Origin of the sequence: Palleniella muris (assembly GCF_004792655.1) — a bacterium.
Lineage (GTDB): Bacteria > Bacteroidota > Bacteroidia > Bacteroidales > Bacteroidaceae > Prevotella > Prevotella muris_A.
This window is the reverse complement of the sequence record NZ_SRZC01000002.1, coordinates 175,874-195,917: the sequence shown is the minus strand read 5'-3', so window position 1 is coordinate 195,917 and position 20,044 is coordinate 175,874. Positions and strand designations below refer to the sequence as shown.

Sequence of the window (20,044 nt, the reverse complement as noted above, 5' to 3'; positions counted from 1 at the left end):
ATGCTCAGAATAGGTAAAACAATCTCGTTTTCATATCGCTGTGCTCCTTGGAATTGTAGGCGGTGACAAACCATTCGGTCATGTCTATCGAATAAAAGGTGTCCTCGCCGGATTCGCTGGAGGTGGCATAGATGCCTTCCGGCATCTTGAAAAAGGCAGGCATGCTGTCCTTATGCTTTTCAAGATGGTAGGCAAGCCGGGCCATCTCCGCAAGCGACGGTATGTAGGCCGACGGCAGCACACGCTTGTCCTGGAAGTTCTTAAGGGCATGGCTGTCCGCATGGCGGAGTATGCCCTGCGTGAGTGCGGCTCCGTCGTCGAATCCCAATGCACAACTGCCCGGATATCGGATTCGGGGACTGAACACGATATGTTCCTCATCCTCTTGCGGCTGTCCGAAATAGCCCTCACGCAACTTGCCGTCAGCCGTATCGAAGATATGGCCGGTTCGGAAAGACTTTTTCCTGAACCAGTTGCTCGTACTGTTATCATCCATGGCGACGGCCTTGCCGTGTCGCCCATCTGTCAGGATAACCCAGGCAAGGGTGTTCTCATCGAATTTGGAGGTCAGAGTCCCATCCCTTTGCAGGAAATGCCCGATGCGGACAGAGTCCGTGCCGGAAACGGACGGTTTCTCAAACGGATGTTTGGTATCTACCCAGCTGCTGCCTACGGAAAGTTTGCCATCGCTGACATGAAGGCGCAGTTCGGTGATGCTTCCTCGTCTCAGAGGCGGTAGCGTGGTGGATATGGACAACTTTTTCCCATTAACTTTGAGGAATATCTGTATTTCTCCAGAATCCTCCGTAGGAATGAGGTTGAAGTCATGCGGGATGCCGTTGTTCAACAGGCAATCCTTGTTGGGAGAACATACATTGCCGGCATCGGCACGTGTCCCGGCCAGTTTCCCCTTAAGCGGAATCAGGAAGGCTGCTGTTGAAACGCAGTCCCCCTGTATCTCCAGAATCTGCATCACGTCACTGATATTGTCGCTTTTCAGTATCAGGCGCAGCAGTGCGGTAAGTTCTTCTAATTTCATTGTAATCTTTGTTTTGTCATTTGTCTGTGTCACGGATTGGATCTGTCCGGCGAGTCTTTCGCCGAGCGGATGGCTGACCGCAACAGTGTCGGCCGGATGCAGTGACGGAAGGAACGGATAACAGACAAGGGGTAATACCGTGCTGTCAGCCAGAACAGGGACAGTGGGCTTGAACACCTTGCCGTCGAAACGGAACTCCACGGCTTTGCCGCCCTCCATGCCGTCAAGCCATACGGCAAGCGAGCCTATAGCTTCCAGTTCGTCTTTTGTCCGCCCCGTGACCTCTATCTCAATGGGCTTGGACATCTTCGACCAACTGTCTTTTACCTTTTCCGCCGTTTGGTGGGCGGACAGTGCGTCCCCGTTACGGGTGTTCCCCGAACATCCGGCAAGGAACAAGGCAAGAAACAATATCAATCCGCAGTGTCTCATTTTTCAAATCTTTTTTGAACAGGTGTAAACGAATATCCCTTTGTCTGTTTTCTTGGTGTGAAGCCCTTTGCGCTGTTTTACCATGATTAAGCCGGCTCCCGTGCCGACTGCCACAACCAGTACGACAAGTCCGGCGAGAAAGCCCAGCACACAGTAACCGATGATGAATCCGACTATCGCACCGCCCGCTGCTCCGGCAGCCCAGTAAATGTAGCGGCCCTGGATACCCAGGAATTCAAGAGGCTTCTGAAGCCCCTTGAAAACCGGGTAAGCAGTATAGCCGTTGTCTGCGTTCTCTGCCATAAGGTCAGGAGATACCGAAGAACAGAGGCAGTGCCTGGGCTGCTGCAATCAGGAAGATGCAGGCTCCGACCACCATCATGATCTTCTTCTTCAGAATCTGCTTCCGAGTTGTAAAGTGCTGAATATCAACACTCCCCAAAAGCAAAAACAACCAAAAGAAACAAACTGGAAACAAAAATTTCAAAAACCCCAAAATGAAAACATCTGCTTAACATATCTTAACACGGAAAACAAGCGAAATTTTCATTTTCTTTCATCAGGATAACGATTGAAAAGTTGGATGAACCACGCTAAAAAGGGCTGCCAAACATGTCAAATTTTCTAATTTGACCAAATATTTTCTTGTGAAACTTATAATTTTCACTCCAGACAAAAGATATATGGATTATTTTTTGTAATTTTGCACCCAAATATACATGTCAATGAGTGATAAGAATTATAACAGGATTAAGATAGTACTTGCGGAAAAGAATCTCCCAAACAAGTACCTTGCAGAGAAACTAGGCAGAGACCAAGCAACCATTTCAAAATGGGTCACAAACTCTGCTCAGCCTCCATTAGAAACTCTCATCCAGATAGCACAATGTTTGGATGTTGATGTGAAAGATCTCATTAGAGTTCCAGAACATAACCCCTTCAAAGATTAAAATGTCACGTACAACAAATAAATTCTCGCTGTTTGACTTCTGCAAGAAGCAAGCTGGCAAAATGGAAATCTATGGTGAAGAAACCCTTGATGAAGAGGGTAACATCATTCCTTTCATTGAACAAGCAGCATTGATTACTCACTACCTGCAACTTGACAGGAAGGGAGTTATTTTGCCGTATCGTGACAAAGCTGAAGATATTCTCAACCTTTGGTATGAATTCATTCGTGGTGAGAAGTCTGAGAAAAAGAGCTACAAAGGCATGGTTGCTGATTCTGCAAATGCATTTCAGCAATACTTGTTTCCAGACTTGTTTCAAGCTCCATTCCCTGGACCAAAGAATCCAAAATTCAAATTCATAGACCTCTTTGCTGGTATTGGTGGCTTTAGAATGGCTTTCCAAAACCTTGGTGGAGAGTGCGTTTTCTCATCTGAATGGGATGAACAAGCTAAGCGCACATACTACGAAAATTATGGTGATGTTCCATTTGGTGACATTACCAAGGAAAGCACCAAGAATAAGATTCCCAAGGATTTCGATATTCTTTGTGCAGGATTCCCATGTCAAGCATTCTCTCTTGCAGGTAAACGAAGAGGTTTTGCAGAGACAAGAGGAACATTGTTCTTTGATGTAGCAGAGATACTTAGACGTCATCAGCCTAAAGCATTCTTCTTGGAGAATGTTAAGGGCTTGGCTATTCATGATAAGGGCAAGACACTTGAAACTATTCTGAACACCCTTGATGAAGTAGGATATGTTGTACCTGATCCTCAGATTCTCAATGCCATGCACTATGGTGTGCCACAACATCGTGAACGAATTTATATCGTTGGTTTCCGCAAGGACTTGGGTATCAAGAAGGAAGATTTTGTTTATCCAGAAAGGCATAAGGATATTCCATGTTGGCTTGATGTCCGTGAGAAAGAACCTGTACCTGCAAAATACTATTTGTCAGAAACCTATGTTGAAACACTGAGAAGACATAGAGCCAGACATGAAGCAGCAGGTCACGGCTTCGGCTACAAAATCATTGATGACAATGCAGTTGCCAATGCCATTGTATGCGGTGGCATGGGAAGAGAGTGTAACTTAGTCCTTGACTTCCGTCAGACTGACCTTACACCAACAACAAATATAAAAGGTGAGATTAACAAAGAGGGCATCAGAAAGATGACTCCTCGTGAATGGGCTCGCCTTCAAGGTTATCCAGACAATTTCAAGATTGTTGTTGCTGATGCTTCAGCATACAAGCAGTTTGGCAATAGTGTTGCCGTACCAGCTATTCAGGCGACAGCAGAACAGTTACTTAAAACCTTAAATGACTATGGCATTATCAGGAAATAAAGGTGAATGGAGCGAAATCTATACGCTCTTCAAACTTCTTGGTGACGGTAAAGTTCATGCCGGTGATGCCGATATGAACAAACTTGAGTTGTATTATCCTATACTCAATATCATCAGAGAAGAAAGCAAACGATACGAATATCGTCCCAACACAGACCAACACATTGTGGTCATAGATGAAGACGGTCATGAGTATGCTCGCATATCAATGAATCGTTTCGTCCAAGAATCAGAGTCGTTGTTAGCAGAGATTAAAAGTGGGGGTTCTCGTTCTTTTGAGATACCTGCTTCTGAAGCATTTATGAACGAGATTGGATGCACATTGCTGAAAGCTCCTTCAAGCGATAAGGCTGACATTCATATTGTTATCCATGACCTTCGTACAAACATGACTCCTAATCTGGGATTTAGCATCAAGTCGCAGCTCGGTAGTGCATCGACTTTGCTCAATGCAGGTTTGCCAACAAACATACTGTACAAGATTGAAGGAGTTAACTTGTCAGATGAGGATATTGCAAGCATCAATTCCATTAAGGATCATTTACCTCGCATGAAGGAAATCGTTGACCGTGGTGGACGATTTGTTTATAGTGATGTGGAGCATCAGACATTCAAGAACAATCTCTTGTTCCTTGATAGTTGTATGCCTGAATTTATTGCAGAGTGTCTTGTCGTTGACAGTATGCCAAATGCAACGTCAATGATAAAGGAGGCTGTTGAAATGGTTGCAGCAAAGAATCCTTTTGGCTTTACTGGAAATGATATTGTCGCATTCTATGAGCATAAGATGAAGGTTCTTCTTCTTGATGCTGCACTTGGCATGACACCTTCAAAAGAATGGAAAGGTCGGTATGATGCCAATGGTGGCTATCTTGTTGTAAGAAAGGATGGCGAGATAGTTTGCTATCATTTCTATAACCGAAACGATGTAGAAGATTATCTCTACCATAATACTCGCTTTGAACGTGGTAGTCGAACCAGACATAACTTCGGGACTCTTTTTAGAGGAAATAACGGAGAAACGTATATTAGACTTAATCTTCAAATACGATTCAAAAAGTAATTCATTAGTAATTAATAATTTACACGCTTATGAATAAATTGTTTGTATTATTATTATGTATTTTGTCTTTCCAAACAGTTTCTGCTCAAATAGAAATGTTTGACGAGAGTGTTAAAAAGGTTGAGGAGCCAAAAGGGCTCCCTTATGATAGCCTTAGTAATATGAAAACCCAAAAGTTTGGCACATCAGAAAAGTACAAATATACATTTGACCATTTGATAGGACAAACCCTTATGTTTTGTGGCGATCCTTTTAGTTACAAAGGGAATAGAGGTTTTAAGGTTGGTTCTTACTATAAGGTGACTGGTACACTGCCTGATGATGTTGGAAGGGGCTTATATTGTAGGATGACCCTTGAAGATGTCGAAACAGGTGAAAAAAAAGAAGAAGGTGATTTGTCAACAAGCAACTTCAATGCTCGTTGGGTTGCTGTTGGTCACTACGAGAAGATGAAAGCTATGTATACCAACAAAGAATACGTCTATGTCGGAACTGATAATGTTTTCATTAACTATAGTTGGAAAAAAGCCAATGGATTGATAAACTTAGAAACCGATACAGTAACAACAGGAATTCCTAAGGAATCCGTTTGGACTTGTACTGGTGTTCAAGTAAAGCCCAGAAAGAAGGGGAACAATATGAATGATGACATGCAACTTGATAAAAGAAGTCCGATTGTTCTTTTGTTTGATAACCCAACTTATGGCAAGCACTATTGTTACTTGGAAGCCGAGGATGGCAAACCTTATAAGACATTGCTTGATGAAGCCCTTCCATATGTATGTGGAAGATTCCAAATCAAATCATACTATGATAATGTTAAAGCAATCACGGCTGCCAATAAAGCAAAAAGGAAAACTGAACTGACCAAGAAATTTGGTGCTGCTAATGCAAACCTGATTCTTGAAGGAAAGGTTAGAATTGGAATGACTAAGGCAATGTGTGAAGAATCTTGGGGCTATCCTGATGACATAAACAAATCCATCGGTTCTTGGGGAACACACGAACAATGGGTTTATGGAGGAAGTTACTTGTATTTTGAAGGCAACAAGTTAACAGCAATACAAAATTAACAAATAAATATAACATTATGAGGAAATTAAATCTAATTACTGCTATCGTACTTTGTGTACTTGCACTTTGTTCATGTAGCCAGAAATCCAAGTTGGAATCAATGGCTAAGGATCAAATGGAAAAAACATTCAAAGAAATGGCCAAGGATCCAGAGAGTGTAAAATTGTCCAATTTAGAAACAGTTTATTCTGATGATTCTTTGTGTATCATTCATGTTGATTTTGCCGCAAAGAATGGTCTTGGTAATGAAATAAAGGATCGTTGTGAGTATATCTTCATTTCTTCAAACGGCAAAAACTATGAATCTTATCAAGAGATTGCCAAAGAAGAGGATGGTGTGTTTGTTTCACAGGATAAGTATAATAAGGAAAAGAAAGGCACAATTTATGAGACTCTTGATTATGAGCCAGGTCTTCGTTATCTTGCTGCAATCTACGTTAACGGAAATGGACGTGAGGCTGGAAATAGTGAAGGAGAGAGTTTTTCAATTCCTGTTCCAACAGGAACTGGCTCATGGGAAATGAAATCATATAAGGATGAGTTTGGAGAAGAAGGTGCTTCTAAATACCTTGTCTTAATGGGAAGCGGAGTCTTTAGTAATTCGGCAACAACTAATTCTAAAATGACTGCGGTTCTATTTATGGAAAAAACTGGAGACTTCTCATTTAAGTTGATTGAATATAGCTCAAGTGTAGTTAAATCAGATGATTCATATGATTATAGAATTAAGGATTCCGAAGGTGAAGTTCATGAAATGACTTTGTATAATGGTGAAGAATCAGGTCAAATGTCTTCGTGGTCATCAGAAAATAAAGAGACTATGAAGAAAATACTCAATAAGGGAGGCGTTATTACTGTTTCTGTAAGGGAGAGACATGCATATTCTACCCCTGACACATACCTCTTCAAACTTGATGTAACAGGTTATAACAAAGCTGCATCTTTCTTATAATTCATCTTTTCAAGATTGACAACTGAATAAGCAGACCCACTGATTTTCAGCATAAATGCCGATTGTCAGTGGGTTTGTTGTTCCCAAAATGAATCCCACAAGCCATGTTGGGAACATTAGATTACTTCGTCCAGTGGTAGTTGCTATCGAGTATCAGGAAGATAGCCAAGCCAAAGATAACGAGTCCAAGGACAAAGAAGAACCAGAAGAAATACTGCACATAGTGTCCGAGGTAGGTTCCATCGTACTCCTTGTACCTTTCCTGAACCCTTCTACGTTCTTCATAAAACATTTGATTGACCTCACGGATATGCTTCTGCATCTGAGTGGTCATCCACTGTTGTTGCTTGGTGTGCATTTCCTGAATCTTCTTCCAGTCTTCATCTTTGACTCTGACTGAAACCTGCAACTTGGTTGGGGCTTCCTTCAGCACATTGTCGATGTGCGTGTTGATTGTATCAACCTTACCACTGATAGTGTCAACGGCATTGCCAAGGGCAGTCTGAGCCGAATTGTACTTACGGATGGCAGACTCCAGTTGAAGAGTTGCATTGATCCAAGTGTTGGTCGCTTTGTCAATGTTCTCACTCAACTGCCTGAGTTCAGGCGCACGACTGACAACAGCATCCTCGGCATCATGCTCTTCAATCTCTTCCTGGACTTCGTTCATCATATCATCGAAGTCAGGCTTCTGCTCGTCATCTTCGATGAGTTCTTCTACATGTTTTGTTCTTCTCATTGATATGTGGGATTTGTCTAACGGTGGAATGAACGTCTTTTCTGCGGTGGCTTGCACATGGCATGAGCCATCTGGAGGCAACGGCGAGCCCGCTCACGCTCGTCTTCGTCATCATCCTTACCCCAACCAGAGGAAGTAGCAGAACCACCACCGCCACAAGATTCGGACACGGTTGTTGCTGCATCAATCATATCAAGGAAGAGAAGCATACCTACATGAGAAATGTCCTCTCTTGATGCAGTCATATCAGAATCAGGAACCTGAACCTCATTGAGGAAGATGTCCTTGACCGTGTTCGGAATCCAGATTCTCTTCATTTCACCGCCAACGTTGAAACTGAAAGCAGTCTTGGTAGCAACAGGCAATGGCTTAGAATTGGACTGGGTAGGTTTCGTTGTTTGAGCAACTGGGCGAGCAGGGCGAGCCGGAGTGATGGAAGGTGAAGCAGGTCGCATCTTGACCTGAGTAGGCTTGGGATGCATCTTCTTCCAAGTGGCTTCAAGCTGTGATACCATGAACTTTCGACCGATGGCAGAAGCCTTGAACACTGAGGCATTCTTGCCGATGGTATAGCCCACAAGTTTGCCATTGGTATTGTCATACTTGGGCTTGACATCATAACCCTTCATGCGAAGCAAATTGAAGTATCGATCAATGTCGAAACTATCCATCTTCTGAAGGGTATATTCGCAAAACTCCGCAATCTCATCCTTTCGCATATCACGAACCTCCTGAGGTTGCTCCCAGCCATGCCTTGCGTTGATAATCTCCGCAGCCTTGATTGCTCTGATGTGAACATCGTGAACATCATTGGTCTTGCCATCATTATCCACACGGCAACAGTCAAGATGCAGGTGCAGGGTTCCTGACTTGGAATCCCGATGCAGGGCAGCGACATTCATGGAATTGCGGAAATTGGTCTTGACCTCCTTCTTCATGCCCTTGGGTAAAAGTCCGACTGAATCCAGAGCTTCCAAACCTTCATCAGCGAGGTTCGCCCAGTCATCCATGGTGAAGTTCTCAGACTCTTCCTTGGATGGTGAAATTACAAACGTGGTCATGAAACGAGTCAACTTTCGCCCAACAGTCCTGTCCTGTTGATGCAACTGGCAGTGATGCTTCATTCGATACCAAATTTCGGTGGCATCGAGATAGTCAGGCATGTGGTTTACCTTGACCACAGTTGCATCCTCCTTTTCCATTGCGTACCTTGCGGCATTGCCGCCATAGGCTACTGGTCGTGCGAGTATGATCATTCGTCTTCTTGAACTTTGGTCAGTACAGGAGAAGTAAGGTTGTCTTCAATGCTATACCAGTGTTTGATGAGTCGTTCAACGGCTTCAATCCACCACTTCATGAACTTTGGAGATCTGAACATCTTTTGCTTTTCCTCGGGTGAAGCATCGTGCAACTTACTGCGGACTTTTATCAAGTCGGTACGTGCCTCAGTCAGAGAGTTCAGGGCTTTGCTTTCCTCTGGAGTGAGTCGCTGACGTGGGTGATGCTTCTTGCCAGTCTCAACGAGATACTTGCCTATGCTCATACCACATTCCTTAGCGAGTTTTTTCAGTTCCTTCCAGTCCTTATCGGTACAGCGGAAGGAATGCACCCTTGTGGGTGTCTTCTTGATAATCTTCTTTTTCTTAGCCATATCTTTGAATATGATTAAAGGGATGAAAATAAATCAGTTAAAAAGAAGGACATAGGTCTGCGAGCCTGCGAGTAGCCCGAGAAACTTTTAGGACTGCATAAATTTGGTCACAAATAATGTAGTACAAAAGGATTTCTCGAAAAGTACCTCTTAAAAATCGGTCCTTTTACCTGCTAAGTTCCCGTCAGGGCTTAGAAGGTCGTTTCGGCTTGCCGTGTCGTTCTGTATCGGTAAACGTCCTTTGGGATGGTTTGGCGATGCAGGTCGCATTCCTGAGTCCTCAGACGGCTATTTGTTGCCGTTCTGGTTGTAGTAGCCGTTAGGCTTCTGATAGCCGTTGAAAGGCGGTCTCTGATTGCCGTTAGGCTGTTGTGGCTGCTGTCCTCCTTGGTTTGGTGGAGTCTGCTCGTTCACCTTCCCTTCATTCTGCTTGCCATCGACTTCACCTTGGGGCGAAGGGCTGTCAGCAGACTGAGGGGAATTGTTTTCAGGAGGTGATGGTGACTTGTTGCTATCTGCTCCAGACTTACCCACATTGCCACTATCATTAGATTGTGGTGATTGGTGCGACACATTGCCAGTTGTCTGAGGATTGTTGCCCTCGGCAGAGTCCTTGGATTTGTCACTGCCCGAAGCAGAACCTTCCTTGTCCTTCTTCTTGTCATCAGGATCCTCAGTGATGATGACCTTGCAGGCAGGAACTTCCGCATGGATGATTGCCGTGCTGTCATTGTTGCGCTTCAGGGCAAAGGTATTTGACACGAACTTGGCATCAACGTACCAACCTGAGAGACAATGAAGGGTGTAGATGCGGTTATCTTCCACTTCCTGTGAAGAGAAAATGCCAACAGCCTCCATAGCATCCAACAGCTTTGGAACCGTCTTGCGGTCTTTATCCCAGAGTTTGGCAAGTTGGGTATTGTCAACCATAACCTGACCTGCCAAGATTTCTACTTGCTTGGTCTTGCTGATTTGCACAAGTTTTGGAACTGGCTCAGCAAGATCCACAAGCGACATGAAGCATTCCATACGGTCAATCTTGTACTTCTTGCTTCGAAGATGCTTCAACTGCTCTTCTGAGAAAGTGAAGCAACGATGTAACTTTTTATCGTCCATAGTCTATGATATTTGAAAAATGTAACCTAATAAAGGGAAAAGGAATTTGCCATCAAAAAGAAGATAATCACTGGATAAGTTCAACCAGGGATTTCTTCATGTCATCATCAATGACTCGGTATCGGGCAAAAGCAACGCTGCCTTTGGCATGACCTGACATAGAAGCAACCAAATCAGGGTCTTTGACCATGCGGTAAAGATTACCGATAAAAGTCCTTCGTGCAAGATGAGAGGTAGCCACATCAGAGATTGGCTTCTTCTCTTCAAGCCGTGTCTTAGGGTTAATCACAGTGACAACACGATTTACCTTGGCACGCTTCAAGATTCTACGGATAGCATCGTTGAACTTGAAGTTATAATGCTTGGGGAAGATTGGTTCATCATCACCATGGTCATGGCCATCAAGGATAGCCATAGCCTTGGGGATAAGAGGAACCCTTACAACGTCACCAGACTTGCCTTTGGTCTTGATGGGGATATATTCCAGAACACCGTCAATAATGTTCTTGGGGGTGAAGGTCACAAGATCACTATGACGGCATCCGACCATACATTGAAACACGAACATATCACGATACTCAGCAAGTTCTGCATCATCCGTTAGGTCTGCATCCAGAACTTGGTCACGCTCCTGAATGGTCAGGAAATATGGAGTGCCATAGAGAGCCTTGGGCATGTCATATCCAAAGAAGGGGTCATTGTTTGTGACTCCCTGCTTTCGTACCCAGTTGCAGACGGTACGCAACAAGGTCATGTTAGTGACGATGGTATTCATAGATATGTCATAGTCAGAAGACAGGAAATCCGCAAACGCACGAAGATCATCGGCAGTCATGCTGTCAATGTTCATCGGGTGTTTGTGTTCATCCTCAAAGCGAGTAACCTTGTCAATCAGGCATCGGGTGTTACACTCCTGATGCTTGCCAAAATGTTTGTTCTGAAGGTATCTCTCTGCCCAGATGACAAAGGATTTGCTTACCTCCATGCCACTGCCCATGCAATAGGCATTGGGGTGGTGATAGGCAAATATCAGTCGTCTGAGCCAGTCGGAGTTTGCTCCGATATAGTATTCCCTGGTTATGATACCTGTAATCTCCTTGACCTGTGAGTCAAAGAGGTTTCTGGTATCGTCATCCACAAGATTGACACGGCTCTTGTAGCCCTGTCGTTCTTGGCTCCAGTGATTGGGATTGATCTGAAGTTCGCTTGCGCACTTGACATCAAGCCCTTTGTCACGGACACGGAAGTACACCGAAGCACGGCTGTCGAGGTCGTTCTTCGATGTATCTTTCTGACGTATGTAAGCGGTAACTCTCATTGATATGTCTATGATATGACAAAAGGGAAAGAAGAAACTATCTGCGGAAATGCAGGTGACGATGCTCGGGATAGTCCGAAGCAATGTCCTTCAGCTGCTGTTCAAGTCGCTCGTTCTGGTATGGAGTGAGCGCATGGATAGCCTTGATGCAGACACTCTGCACAAGCAGGGTTCGTCTGCCGATAGTGTTCTCTTGGTCTATGCCCTTGTTGGCATGAGACAACTCGCACAGTTCATTGAAAGCATCCTTCATACTGTGATAGCCTGTGCCATCCTTGGCATAGGTAACGGCAAGGCTGGCTACCTGAGCCAGTTTGTCGTTGTACTGCTGTTGGTTGAAATCCTGATTCATATACTCATTGATTAGTGGTTGGCGAGTTCGTTCAGCTTCTGGGCTGCTGCCTCCTTGGTCTCAGCCTCTGACATGTTGCGGTTCTGACGCATCCACTTCAGAAGTTCAGCCTTCTCAAAGTAGATGAGTTTGCCGTTTGGACGGAAGAAAGGAAGCTCATGTCGATGGGTCATCTTGTAGAGACTGCTCTTTGATATACCCATGAAAAGGGCTGCTTCTTCAAGTGTCAATACCTCCTTGGCTGCGCTGAGAGTGTTCTCCAGAACCTCGATGCGATGCTCAAATGACTCTACCTTCAAAAGAAGAGTCTCGTTGTCAATAGTCTTATTCATAATCTTGATATTTAATTGTTTACGTTATCCTGAATGCTTGGTTTTGAGATAGCAAGCCCCTAAAGGTAGCGGAAACCACTACCTTGAATCAGGGCACTGCTTTTGATGAAATGAAACTGGTTGTTATCCTGAATCGGCTCGTTAGCCGTTATTCGTTATCCTGTATATCTATGACCTTGCGAGGGTGCGTGTTGGTCGCTGCCGTTCGCTTGGTTCGTGGAATCTTCTTGTTCTCGGTGTGTGGCTTGCGACTCCTGAATACCGTCTTGGTATTGGAGATAGCCTTGACCTTTTCTTCAGTCAGCACGTCTGCATAGACTGCGGTTGATTTGAGCGACTTGTGACCCATGAGTTTCTTGGTGGTCTCGATGTCACCAGTAGCCGCTTGGATCAACGTGCCAAAGGTATGACGTGTAAAGTGAAAAGGTGAATTTGTGAGCGAGGATTTATAAGCAAGTATGAATAAAAGCCTTTATTTACAATGGTTTGCGGATGTCTGATTTTGCTTTATTTCTAAAGACGGGATGGTTATTTTTTGTTATTTCGGTCAATTATGTTACTTTTTTGTTAGTCATTTTGGGCTATTTTTTATACCTTTGCACACGAATAAAGCATTGACAATTAATGGCAAGAACAAAAAAGTCCGAATCGGTACCTGTCCGCATCCGCTTCAAGCAGCTTAAGGACGGTAACCAGTCTATCTATTTGGATATTTATACCGACCGTAAACGGAGGTATGAATTTCTCAAGCTCTTCCTCGTCCCTGAAATATCGCAGGAGGCAAAGGAGAGAAATGCCAATACGCTCAAAGCCGCCAATGCCATCAAAGCACAGCGTATTCTTGACATCACCAACAAGAAGCCAATGGCGGTTCTCTCGGACAAAGCCAAAATGCCGCTTATCGACTGGCTCAATGAATATGCTGAATTTGGAAGAAAAAAAGGACGCAATTCCCTTGTTGACCATGTACACGCCGTGTCGGTTTGCCTGAAGGCTCACAATCCTCGTATAAAGCTCTACGAGGTTGACAAGGATTTCTTGCAGGGATTCATAGAATATTTGGAAACACGCAAGGCAAGAACAACGAAAAAGCCATTGGCGAAAAAAACAATAGCCGGTTACTGTGGATACATACGTGCCGCTCTTAATTATGCCGTGGACTTGGAAATCCTTGGTGACAATCCGCTGCTTTCATTTGACTGGGCATCTATACAAGGAGAATGTAGAAAGCGTGAGTATCTCACCATCGAAGAAGTACAGACGCTCATCAATACTCCATGTAGAAGCCCAAGAGTAAAGACCGCGTTTTTGTTTTCGTGTTTTTGTGGACTGCGTTACAGTGATGTCAAAGGATTACGCTGGAAAGACGTAATCGAAGAAAATGGTAAAGTCCATCTGGAACTGCGCCAGCAAAAGACCGGGAAGGTCATCTACCTACCCTTGAGTCAACAGGCACAGAAATTCATGCCGGAAGAAAAAGGAAATACAGACGATTCCGTCTTCGACGTCCCCACATTGAGTGATTGTGACCATGTGCTGAAGACATGGACATCAAAGGCCGGCATTACCAAACGGGTGTCCTACCACGTGAGCCGCCACGCTTTTGCGACGATGACACTTACAATGGGTGCGGATCTTTATACCACAAGCCAGTTGTTGGGACACTCGGATGTAGAAACGACCCAAGTATATGCTAAAATTATCGACAAGAAGAAAGTGGATGCGGTTTACATGATTGACAAACTATTCGATTAAAAGACAATGGGCAGACCGAAGAAACAAGTAGTAATGAAGGAACCAATAAGGCTCCGCGAGCAGGTGTTGAAAAACGGCAACCGCTCATTATATTTGGATATATACCATAATGGGAAGCGAACGTACAACTTTCTCAAGCTGTATCTTGTGCCTGAGACAGACATGTCGTCAAAGATCATGAACGCCAACACCCTTGCGCAGGCCAATGCCATCAAGGAAGAAATGATACTTGACCTTACCAACCGTATTGCAGGCATAAAAGATAAGTCTCATAAAGCCAGAATGCCGTTCTGTTCATGGATGGGAATCTATGCCGAGAACGCAAAGAAAAGCTGTGCAGAATCATCGAAGAGATGGCTTGACCGTTCTGTAGAAGAAGTTGCCAGTTATGATTCCGAAATCACACTTGGTGATGTGGATAAGGAATTCATTACGGGCTTTATGGAACACCTTGCCAGCCGTTCCGCTCTTAATACAGACCGAAAAAAAATAACGAAAAGCACAGTGTTCTTATACCTGTGCTATGTCAGGGCTGCTTTGAATTACGCAGTACGTGAAAGTGTGATACCCAAAAGCCCGTTCAAAGGTATAACCAGATCTTCGCTGTCCATCAAGGAGCACAAGCGTGAGTATCTGACGGTCGAGGAAATCAAACGGCTTATCGCTACCCCATGCCACAGAGAGGACATCAAGGGCGCGTTTTTGTTCTCCTGCTTCAGCGGACTCCGCATCTATGACATCATGAGCCTACATTGGAAAGACATAGTGAAGACCGCTACCCATTGGCAGGTTGAGATTATCCAATACAAGACCGGTGTCGAACTGTTTCTGCCGCTGAACATGAATGCCCGGAAATGGCTGCCCGAACGACCGGAGAATGCCACGGCGGAAGACAAGGTGTTCCCCCGGCTTACAAGAAGTTACGGTCAGACCCTCGGCACATGGATGAAGAACGCCGGAATCACAAAGGACATCACTTTTCACGCGGGGAGGCACAGCTTTGCAACACTCTGTCTTACTGCGGGTATAGATATTTACACGACCAGCCAGCTGCTCGGGCACACCACCATCCGCCACACCCAGCGTTATGCCCGGATTATCAACACAAAGAAAGACGAGGCGGTTTCTTTGTTCGATGGCGTATTTGAATAGCAAAACAGGTCAGTCGGTCAAAGGGTGTATATATTTAGAGCGACTAACCGAAAAATTGCGGGCGGGCCATTGAGGTCAGTCAGTCAAGGGGCATATATATTTATACCGACTGAGGTGTCTGACGGTTCATTGTAGATATGTGGCTTGGTGCTTGGTATAATCCTCCACCATTCGCATAAATACGGTTGCCATAATAACTACATCCGAAGTTAATGCCCGTTGTGCCATATAGAATAGCGACCAAAACGCATTGAAGCAAAAAACGGCAATAAGATAGCAAGAAACGTACATTGAAGCACAATATGTGTCCACAGGAAAAAGTATATTCTCACTAATTTTGCCGGCTAAATCATTTAATAGAAATAATATAGGATATGGAACAGAAATTTTGTCAAAGCTGTGGAATGCCAATGCCACCGACTGGCGAGTACAAAGGAACAAACGCTGACGGTAGTCCCAATGAGGATTACTGTCTCGATTGCTACAAAGATGGCAAGTTCACTCAAGAGATGACTATGGAGCAGATGGTCGAGCACAGTGCCCAGTTCACTGATGAGATAAACGAGTGGTCAGGAACAAACATGACCGTGAAAGAGATGAAGGATTGGCTTCGACAGTTTTATCCAACCCTCAAACGCTGGAGAAAATGTCCATGAGATAATAACGACAACACTTTGGGAATATCTCTGTTTCGGAAATGAGTACGGACATCTATTCCCATTGTGATAAATGACGATACGCAATGAGTGATTATGCCAAATATACAAAGCAAGTGAATATGGTCCTTGATTATATCAATGCCCATATAAACGAAGACCTTGATATTAAATCATTGGCGCAGAACACCTATCTGTCAACGTACCATTTTCACCGTATATTTACGGCGGCAATGGGCAAATCGTTGGCTAAATATGTCATGCGCCGGCGTTTGGAACTTGCGACGATACAGCTGCGGAACGATGTGGAAAAGCCCATCATGAACATTGCTTTTGAATGTGGCTTTAACTCCGTCAATGTTTTCTGCCGCAATTTCAAGAAGCATTTTGGCATGACCGCAGAGGCCTACAGGAGCAAGTGGCTACAGGAGAATAGCAAGAAACGTACATTAGAACACATAATGAGTCCACAAAGCCGTTCCTATTCCCACTATTTTTGCACACAAAAAACATTCAAGATAGGAGGCATAAACATGAACTGCAGTTTCGAGATCAAGCGTTTGGATGCTATCCATGTGGTGTATTGCCGCCATTATGGTGCATACTCAAACATGCAACAGGCATTTGAGAAGCTGATGCGTTGGGCGTACTCCAAGGGATTGGTCACGATGCACGATTCCCGTTTAATATCCATCTATCATAACAATCCGAGTGTGACAGAAGAAGGGAAGCTCATTTCAGATGCTTGTCTGGTAGTCAAGGAACCTATGAAGACCGACGGAGAAATTAGCTCATACACCATTCCTGCCGGACAATACGCTGTGGGGAAGTTTGAAATCACATGGGATGAGATTCATCACGCATGGGAATGTATGTTCCACTTGATAGATGAATACGGCAGTAAGTGTTGCGGGCTGGCCTTTGAGATTTATATGAATAATCCCGAAGAACATCCGGATAAGAAGCTGACGGTGGATATATGTGTTCCTGTAATATCAAAATGTAATATATAAATTAGACTTATGAAAAATGTAACAACCGATACGCGACATGTCGCCGCTTGCGGTCTATACTGCGGAGCTTGCCGCAAGTTCCTAAACGGGAAATGTCCCGGATGTAAACAAAACGACAAAGCGACCTGGTGCAAAATCCGCTCGTGCTGTATGGCAAACAAGTTCAACACCTGTGCCGAGTGTTCCCGTAATGTTCAAGAGTGCAAAGTGTTTTCAAATTGGATAGCAAAGGTTTTCGCCTTTCTGTTTAAGTCGGATAGGCCCGCCTGCATCCGCTATATCAAAGAACATGGAGAACAGGCTTATGCCGATGAAATGTCCATGCGTAAAAGTCAAACCATCAAAAAGAAATAAGCATGAAAAAGAGCAAGGGTTTATTTATGATGTTGGCATTGACACTGCTCATCGTATCATGCGGACAGCGCACTGTGAAAGATAGCGATGGCAGTAGCATGGAATCTGATTTGACGCAGATTGTCTCTGGAAGCATCTATGGGTGTTGGCAGCTTGAAAAATATAATCCGGTTGAATATTCATCCATGTTTTTGGCTAAAGTAAAAAGTGACAAAAGTTGCCAGCTCCAGTTTCTTGATACCGGTACATTCTCCTGCAAGACGGATTGTAATTCCATTTCAGGGGACTTTGCTGTTGATGATTCTCTCCTGTCATTCCAAAATATGGCATGGACGGAAATGGCATGTGACGATATGACCATAGAGATTGATATGAAAATCATCTTGCCGAGAATAAAAAAGTACACAGTGACTCCAGGTTTCCTGTTCCTTCAGAATGGTGATGGAAGGACTTTGGCTGTGTTTAGCAAAATAGGAAATTAAGCCTCATAGGTTGATATTTTGATTAAAATGTGTAAAATATGACTAAATAATATGTGTAAAACATGAGGCGTAGGCAGTCTTAGGATAGATTCTAAGGGAAAAGGGCTACCTTTGTAGAACTAACATAGAAAAGAAAAGTTGTTCAACAATATGAAATGGCAGTTGTGCATATAGCTACGCTCAACGAATAGCACATCTGATTGCTATTCAGCAATAGACAGGTTTATATTCTTAAACTTGTCAATTATTGTTTTGTCATTATCCCTTATCAAATAATTATAGGATTGTCGCGCTGCGTAAAGCGGCATGGCATATTGTGTCATATTGATTTGAACAAATGAATTATACATATAAGAAAATTTGGCTCATCGCTTTTCCTGTAATGATGAGCATCCTTATCGAACAACTGATAAACATTACCGATGCCCTGTTTCTCGGGCATGTAGGTGATGTGGAACTTGGTGCATCCGCCCTTGCCGGAATTTGGTTTTGGGCAATCTATATGCTTGGTCTCGGATTCAGCATGGGGTTGCAAGTGGTAATAGGCCGTCGTAACGGAGAACAGAGGTATGAGGAAACCGGGAAAGCGTTCATTCAAGGACTGTTCTTCCTGTCGATGTTTGCAGTGACCGTCTGTCTGGTGTCCAAGACTCTTTCTCCAATTTTGCTGAAGCACCTGATAATTTCTGAAGACATCTATCATGCGGTTATCCGTTATTTGGATTGGCGTATGTGGGGATTGCTGTTCTCTTTCCCCTTCCTCGCCTTACGTTCCTTCTTGGTGGGTATCACAAAGACAAAAGCGTTGAATGTGGCAGCCTTCATGGCTGTATTGGTAAACATCCCGACGAACTGGCTTCTGATATTCGGCTTTGACATGGGAATATCCGGAGCTGCCATCGCATCCTCATTTGCAGAATTGTGTTCACTGGCTATATTGTCCGTATATATGTATCGGCATATTGACAAAAAGGCGTATGGCTTGTACTGGCGTATTGATGTAAAGATACTGAAAGAGGTATTTTCTGTTTCGATATGGAGCATGTTGCAGTTCTTTACAAGTGTGGCCGCCTGGTTTGTTTTCTTTCTGGCTATCGAGCGTCTTGGTGAGACAGAATTGGCCATTTCCAATATTGTAAGGAGTGTTTCCACCCTATTTGCAGTTATTGTCAATGCGTTATCGGCGGTTACCGGCTCTTTGGTGAGCAATTTGATTGGAGCTGGTGAAAGGGATGCTGTTTTTCCTCTTTGCCGCAGAATCACCCGTCTGGGATATGCAATAGGTATTCCCCTCATTATACTCGCATTGCTTTTCCACAGGTTTGTCATTGGAGCCTATACGGATAGCCCTGTCATTGTGCAGGCCGCATGCCTGCCGTTTGCCGTCATGCTGTTCGACTATTTCCTTGCACTGCCCAGCTATGTCTATCTGAACGCAGTGGTAGGAACCGGGGCGACACGGGCGGTGTTTGTCTTTCATGTGAGCACTATTATTGTTTATCTGTTGGGGTTATGGGGATTAAGCCATTGCAATGTAACGCTGGCAACTTATTGGCTGATGGAATACCTGTTTGTGACATTGCTTGGCATTCAGTCCATCTTTTATCTAAAGAACGACAGAACTAAAAATACGAACTTATGATGACTAAGATATATCCCCGTACCGGCGACAATCAAACCGTCTATCTTAATGCCGTAATCAACGATCCGTCCATTGAGGTTGGCGATTACACCATATACAATGATTTTGTATCAGATCCTCGCCTGTTTGAGCATAACAACGTGTTGTATCATTACCCCATTAACCATGAACGGCTGATAATAGGCAAGTTTTGCTCTATTGCGTGTGGAGCAAAGTTCCTGTTCAACTGTGCCAATCATAGACTGAAATCGTTGTCCACTTATACATTCCCGCTGTTCTATGAAGACTGGGAATTGAACAAGGCAGATGTGGCCTCCGCTTGGGACAACAAAGGCGACATCGTGATTGGCAATGACGTGTGGATAGGCTATGAAGCCGTAATTATGGCTGGTGTCCATATCGGTGACGGAGCTATAATTGGCACAAGAGCGGTTGTGACGAAAGACGTGCCGCCCTATACTATTGTGGGTGGTGTTCCGGCCAAGGAGATACGAAAACGGTTCAGTCCTAAAATAATAAAGCGGATGCAGGCTTTGAAATGGTGGGACTGGCCGATGGAAGAAATCAAGAACAAGTTACCATACATAATGGATGGCAACTGGAATCAATTATAAACAGAATGGAAAC

24 protein-coding genes are annotated in these 20,044 nt (G+C 44.1%); 13 read left to right on the top strand and 11 right to left on the bottom strand.

Going from position 1 to position 20,044, the window contains the following annotated elements:
- Positions 1 to 4: 4 nt before the first annotated feature.
- The 3 genes from E5358_RS01915 to E5358_RS01905 are packed head-to-tail and all read right to left on the bottom strand — an operon-like array spanning position 5 to position 1,925.
- Positions 5 to 1,471 carry a hypothetical protein gene (locus tag E5358_RS01915; RefSeq protein ID WP_135938656.1) on the bottom strand — a complete coding sequence of 489 codons (1,467 nt, stop codon included), beginning with the start codon at positions 1,469 to 1,471 and terminating at the stop codon, positions 5 to 7.
- Positions 1,472 to 1,474: 3 nt separating this feature from the next.
- The gene (locus tag E5358_RS01910) at positions 1,475 to 1,774 is read right to left on the bottom strand and encodes a DUF4133 domain-containing protein (RefSeq protein ID WP_123482801.1); all 300 of its coding nucleotides are present in this window, start codon (positions 1,772 to 1,774) and stop codon (positions 1,475 to 1,477) included.
- Between the two features lie 4 nt (positions 1,775 to 1,778).
- Entirely contained in the window at positions 1,779 to 1,925 is a 147-nt protein-coding gene (locus tag E5358_RS01905; RefSeq protein WP_277821133.1) for a DUF4134 family protein, read from the bottom strand.
- Positions 1,926 to 2,196: 271 nt separating this feature from the next.
- Between E5358_RS01905 and E5358_RS01900 the strand changes: the two genes are divergently transcribed.
- The 5 genes from E5358_RS01900 (at position 2,197) to E5358_RS01880 (ending at position 6,855) form a co-directional block, all read left to right on the top strand.
- Entirely contained in the window at positions 2,197 to 2,421 is a 225-nt protein-coding gene (locus E5358_RS01900) for a helix-turn-helix transcriptional regulator (protein ID WP_135938655.1), read from the top strand.
- Position 2,422: 1 nt separating this feature from the next.
- A complete protein-coding gene (locus E5358_RS01895; protein WP_135938654.1) occupies positions 2,423 to 3,766 on the top strand; it encodes a DNA cytosine methyltransferase in 1,344 nt (447 codons plus the stop codon).
- Complete coding sequence (locus E5358_RS01890; RefSeq protein WP_135938653.1) at positions 3,747 to 4,829, top strand: HpaII family restriction endonuclease; 1,083 nt, start codon at positions 3,747 to 3,749, stop codon at positions 4,827 to 4,829. The genes E5358_RS01895 and E5358_RS01890 overlap by 20 nt, the downstream gene beginning before the upstream one ends.
- A 29-nt stretch (positions 4,830 to 4,858) precedes the next feature.
- Positions 4,859 to 5,902 (top strand): hypothetical protein, encoded by a 1,044-nt coding sequence (locus tag E5358_RS01885; protein ID WP_135938652.1) that lies wholly within the window; start codon positions 4,859 to 4,861, stop codon positions 5,900 to 5,902.
- A gap of 101 nt (positions 5,903 to 6,003) precedes the next feature.
- Positions 6,004 to 6,855, top strand: a complete 852-nt coding sequence (locus tag E5358_RS01880) for a hypothetical protein (RefSeq protein ID WP_277821126.1) — start codon at positions 6,004 to 6,006, stop codon at positions 6,853 to 6,855.
- 121 nt (positions 6,856 to 6,976) lie between these two features.
- Here E5358_RS01880 and E5358_RS01875 read toward each other — a convergent pair whose 3' ends face one another.
- The 8 genes from E5358_RS01875 to E5358_RS01840 form a co-directional block, all read right to left on the bottom strand.
- Positions 6,977 to 7,594 (bottom strand): hypothetical protein, encoded by a 618-nt coding sequence (locus tag E5358_RS01875; protein WP_135938650.1) that lies wholly within the window; start codon positions 7,592 to 7,594, stop codon positions 6,977 to 6,979.
- A 17-nt stretch (positions 7,595 to 7,611) separates the two neighbouring features.
- On the bottom strand, positions 7,612 to 8,850 hold the full coding sequence (locus E5358_RS01870; protein WP_135938649.1) for a hypothetical protein: 1,239 nt from the start codon (positions 8,848 to 8,850) through the stop codon (positions 7,612 to 7,614).
- Positions 8,847 to 9,245, bottom strand: a complete 399-nt coding sequence (locus E5358_RS01865) for a plasmid mobilization protein (protein ID WP_005812832.1) — start codon at positions 9,243 to 9,245, stop codon at positions 8,847 to 8,849. Before E5358_RS01865 ends, E5358_RS01870 begins: the two co-directional genes overlap by 4 nt.
- Positions 9,246 to 9,533: 288 nt before the next feature.
- On the bottom strand, positions 9,534 to 10,361 hold the full coding sequence (locus E5358_RS01860) for a hypothetical protein (protein WP_135938648.1): 828 nt from the start codon (positions 10,359 to 10,361) through the stop codon (positions 9,534 to 9,536).
- A 67-nt stretch (positions 10,362 to 10,428) separates the two neighbouring features.
- On the bottom strand, positions 10,429 to 11,679 hold the full coding sequence (locus E5358_RS01855) for a site-specific integrase (protein ID WP_135938647.1): 1,251 nt from the start codon (positions 11,677 to 11,679) through the stop codon (positions 10,429 to 10,431).
- 37 nt (positions 11,680 to 11,716) lie between these two features.
- Complete coding sequence (locus E5358_RS01850) at positions 11,717 to 12,031, bottom strand: hypothetical protein (protein ID WP_018710021.1); 315 nt, start codon at positions 12,029 to 12,031, stop codon at positions 11,717 to 11,719.
- Positions 12,032 to 12,042: 11 nt separating this feature from the next.
- On the bottom strand, positions 12,043 to 12,363 hold the full coding sequence (locus E5358_RS01845) for a helix-turn-helix domain-containing protein (RefSeq protein WP_135938646.1): 321 nt from the start codon (positions 12,361 to 12,363) through the stop codon (positions 12,043 to 12,045).
- Positions 12,364 to 12,511: 148 nt separating this feature from the next.
- Positions 12,512 to 12,823 (bottom strand): tyrosine-type recombinase/integrase, encoded by a 312-nt coding sequence (locus E5358_RS01840; protein ID WP_277821132.1) that lies wholly within the window; start codon positions 12,821 to 12,823, stop codon positions 12,512 to 12,514.
- 164 nt (positions 12,824 to 12,987) lie between these two features.
- Between E5358_RS01840 and E5358_RS01835 the strand changes: the two genes are divergently transcribed.
- The 8 genes from E5358_RS01835 (at position 12,988) to E5358_RS01800 (ending at position 20,031) form a co-directional block, all read left to right on the top strand.
- A complete protein-coding gene (locus E5358_RS01835) occupies positions 12,988 to 14,118 on the top strand; it encodes a site-specific integrase (protein WP_123406177.1) in 1,131 nt (376 codons plus the stop codon).
- Between the two features lie 33 nt (positions 14,119 to 14,151).
- The gene (locus tag E5358_RS01830) at positions 14,152 to 15,270 is read left to right on the top strand and encodes a site-specific integrase (protein WP_275441031.1); all 1,119 of its coding nucleotides are present in this window, start codon (positions 14,152 to 14,154) and stop codon (positions 15,268 to 15,270) included.
- A gap of 374 nt (positions 15,271 to 15,644) precedes the next feature.
- Entirely contained in the window at positions 15,645 to 15,926 is a 282-nt protein-coding gene (locus E5358_RS01825; RefSeq protein WP_123407916.1) for a zinc ribbon domain-containing protein, read from the top strand.
- A 122-nt stretch (positions 15,927 to 16,048) separates the two neighbouring features.
- Positions 16,049 to 16,939 carry an AraC family transcriptional regulator gene (locus tag E5358_RS01820; RefSeq protein WP_168354563.1) on the top strand — a complete coding sequence of 297 codons (891 nt, stop codon included), beginning with the start codon at positions 16,049 to 16,051 and terminating at the stop codon, positions 16,937 to 16,939.
- A gap of 9 nt (positions 16,940 to 16,948) precedes the next feature.
- Positions 16,949 to 17,293 (top strand): DUF3795 domain-containing protein, encoded by a 345-nt coding sequence (locus E5358_RS01815; RefSeq protein WP_123407912.1) that lies wholly within the window; start codon positions 16,949 to 16,951, stop codon positions 17,291 to 17,293.
- 2 nt (positions 17,294 to 17,295) lie between these two features.
- Positions 17,296 to 17,775, top strand: a complete 480-nt coding sequence (locus E5358_RS01810; RefSeq protein ID WP_123407910.1) for an META domain-containing protein — start codon at positions 17,296 to 17,298, stop codon at positions 17,773 to 17,775.
- Positions 17,776 to 18,112: 337 nt separating this feature from the next.
- Positions 18,113 to 19,417 carry an MATE family efflux transporter gene (locus tag E5358_RS01805; RefSeq protein WP_123407906.1) on the top strand — a complete coding sequence of 435 codons (1,305 nt, stop codon included), beginning with the start codon at positions 18,113 to 18,115 and terminating at the stop codon, positions 19,415 to 19,417.
- On the top strand, positions 19,414 to 20,031 hold the full coding sequence (locus E5358_RS01800) for a CatB-related O-acetyltransferase (protein WP_123407904.1): 618 nt from the start codon (positions 19,414 to 19,416) through the stop codon (positions 20,029 to 20,031). Before E5358_RS01805 ends, E5358_RS01800 begins: the two co-directional genes overlap by 4 nt.
- The last annotated feature ends 13 nt before the right edge of the window (positions 20,032 to 20,044 follow it).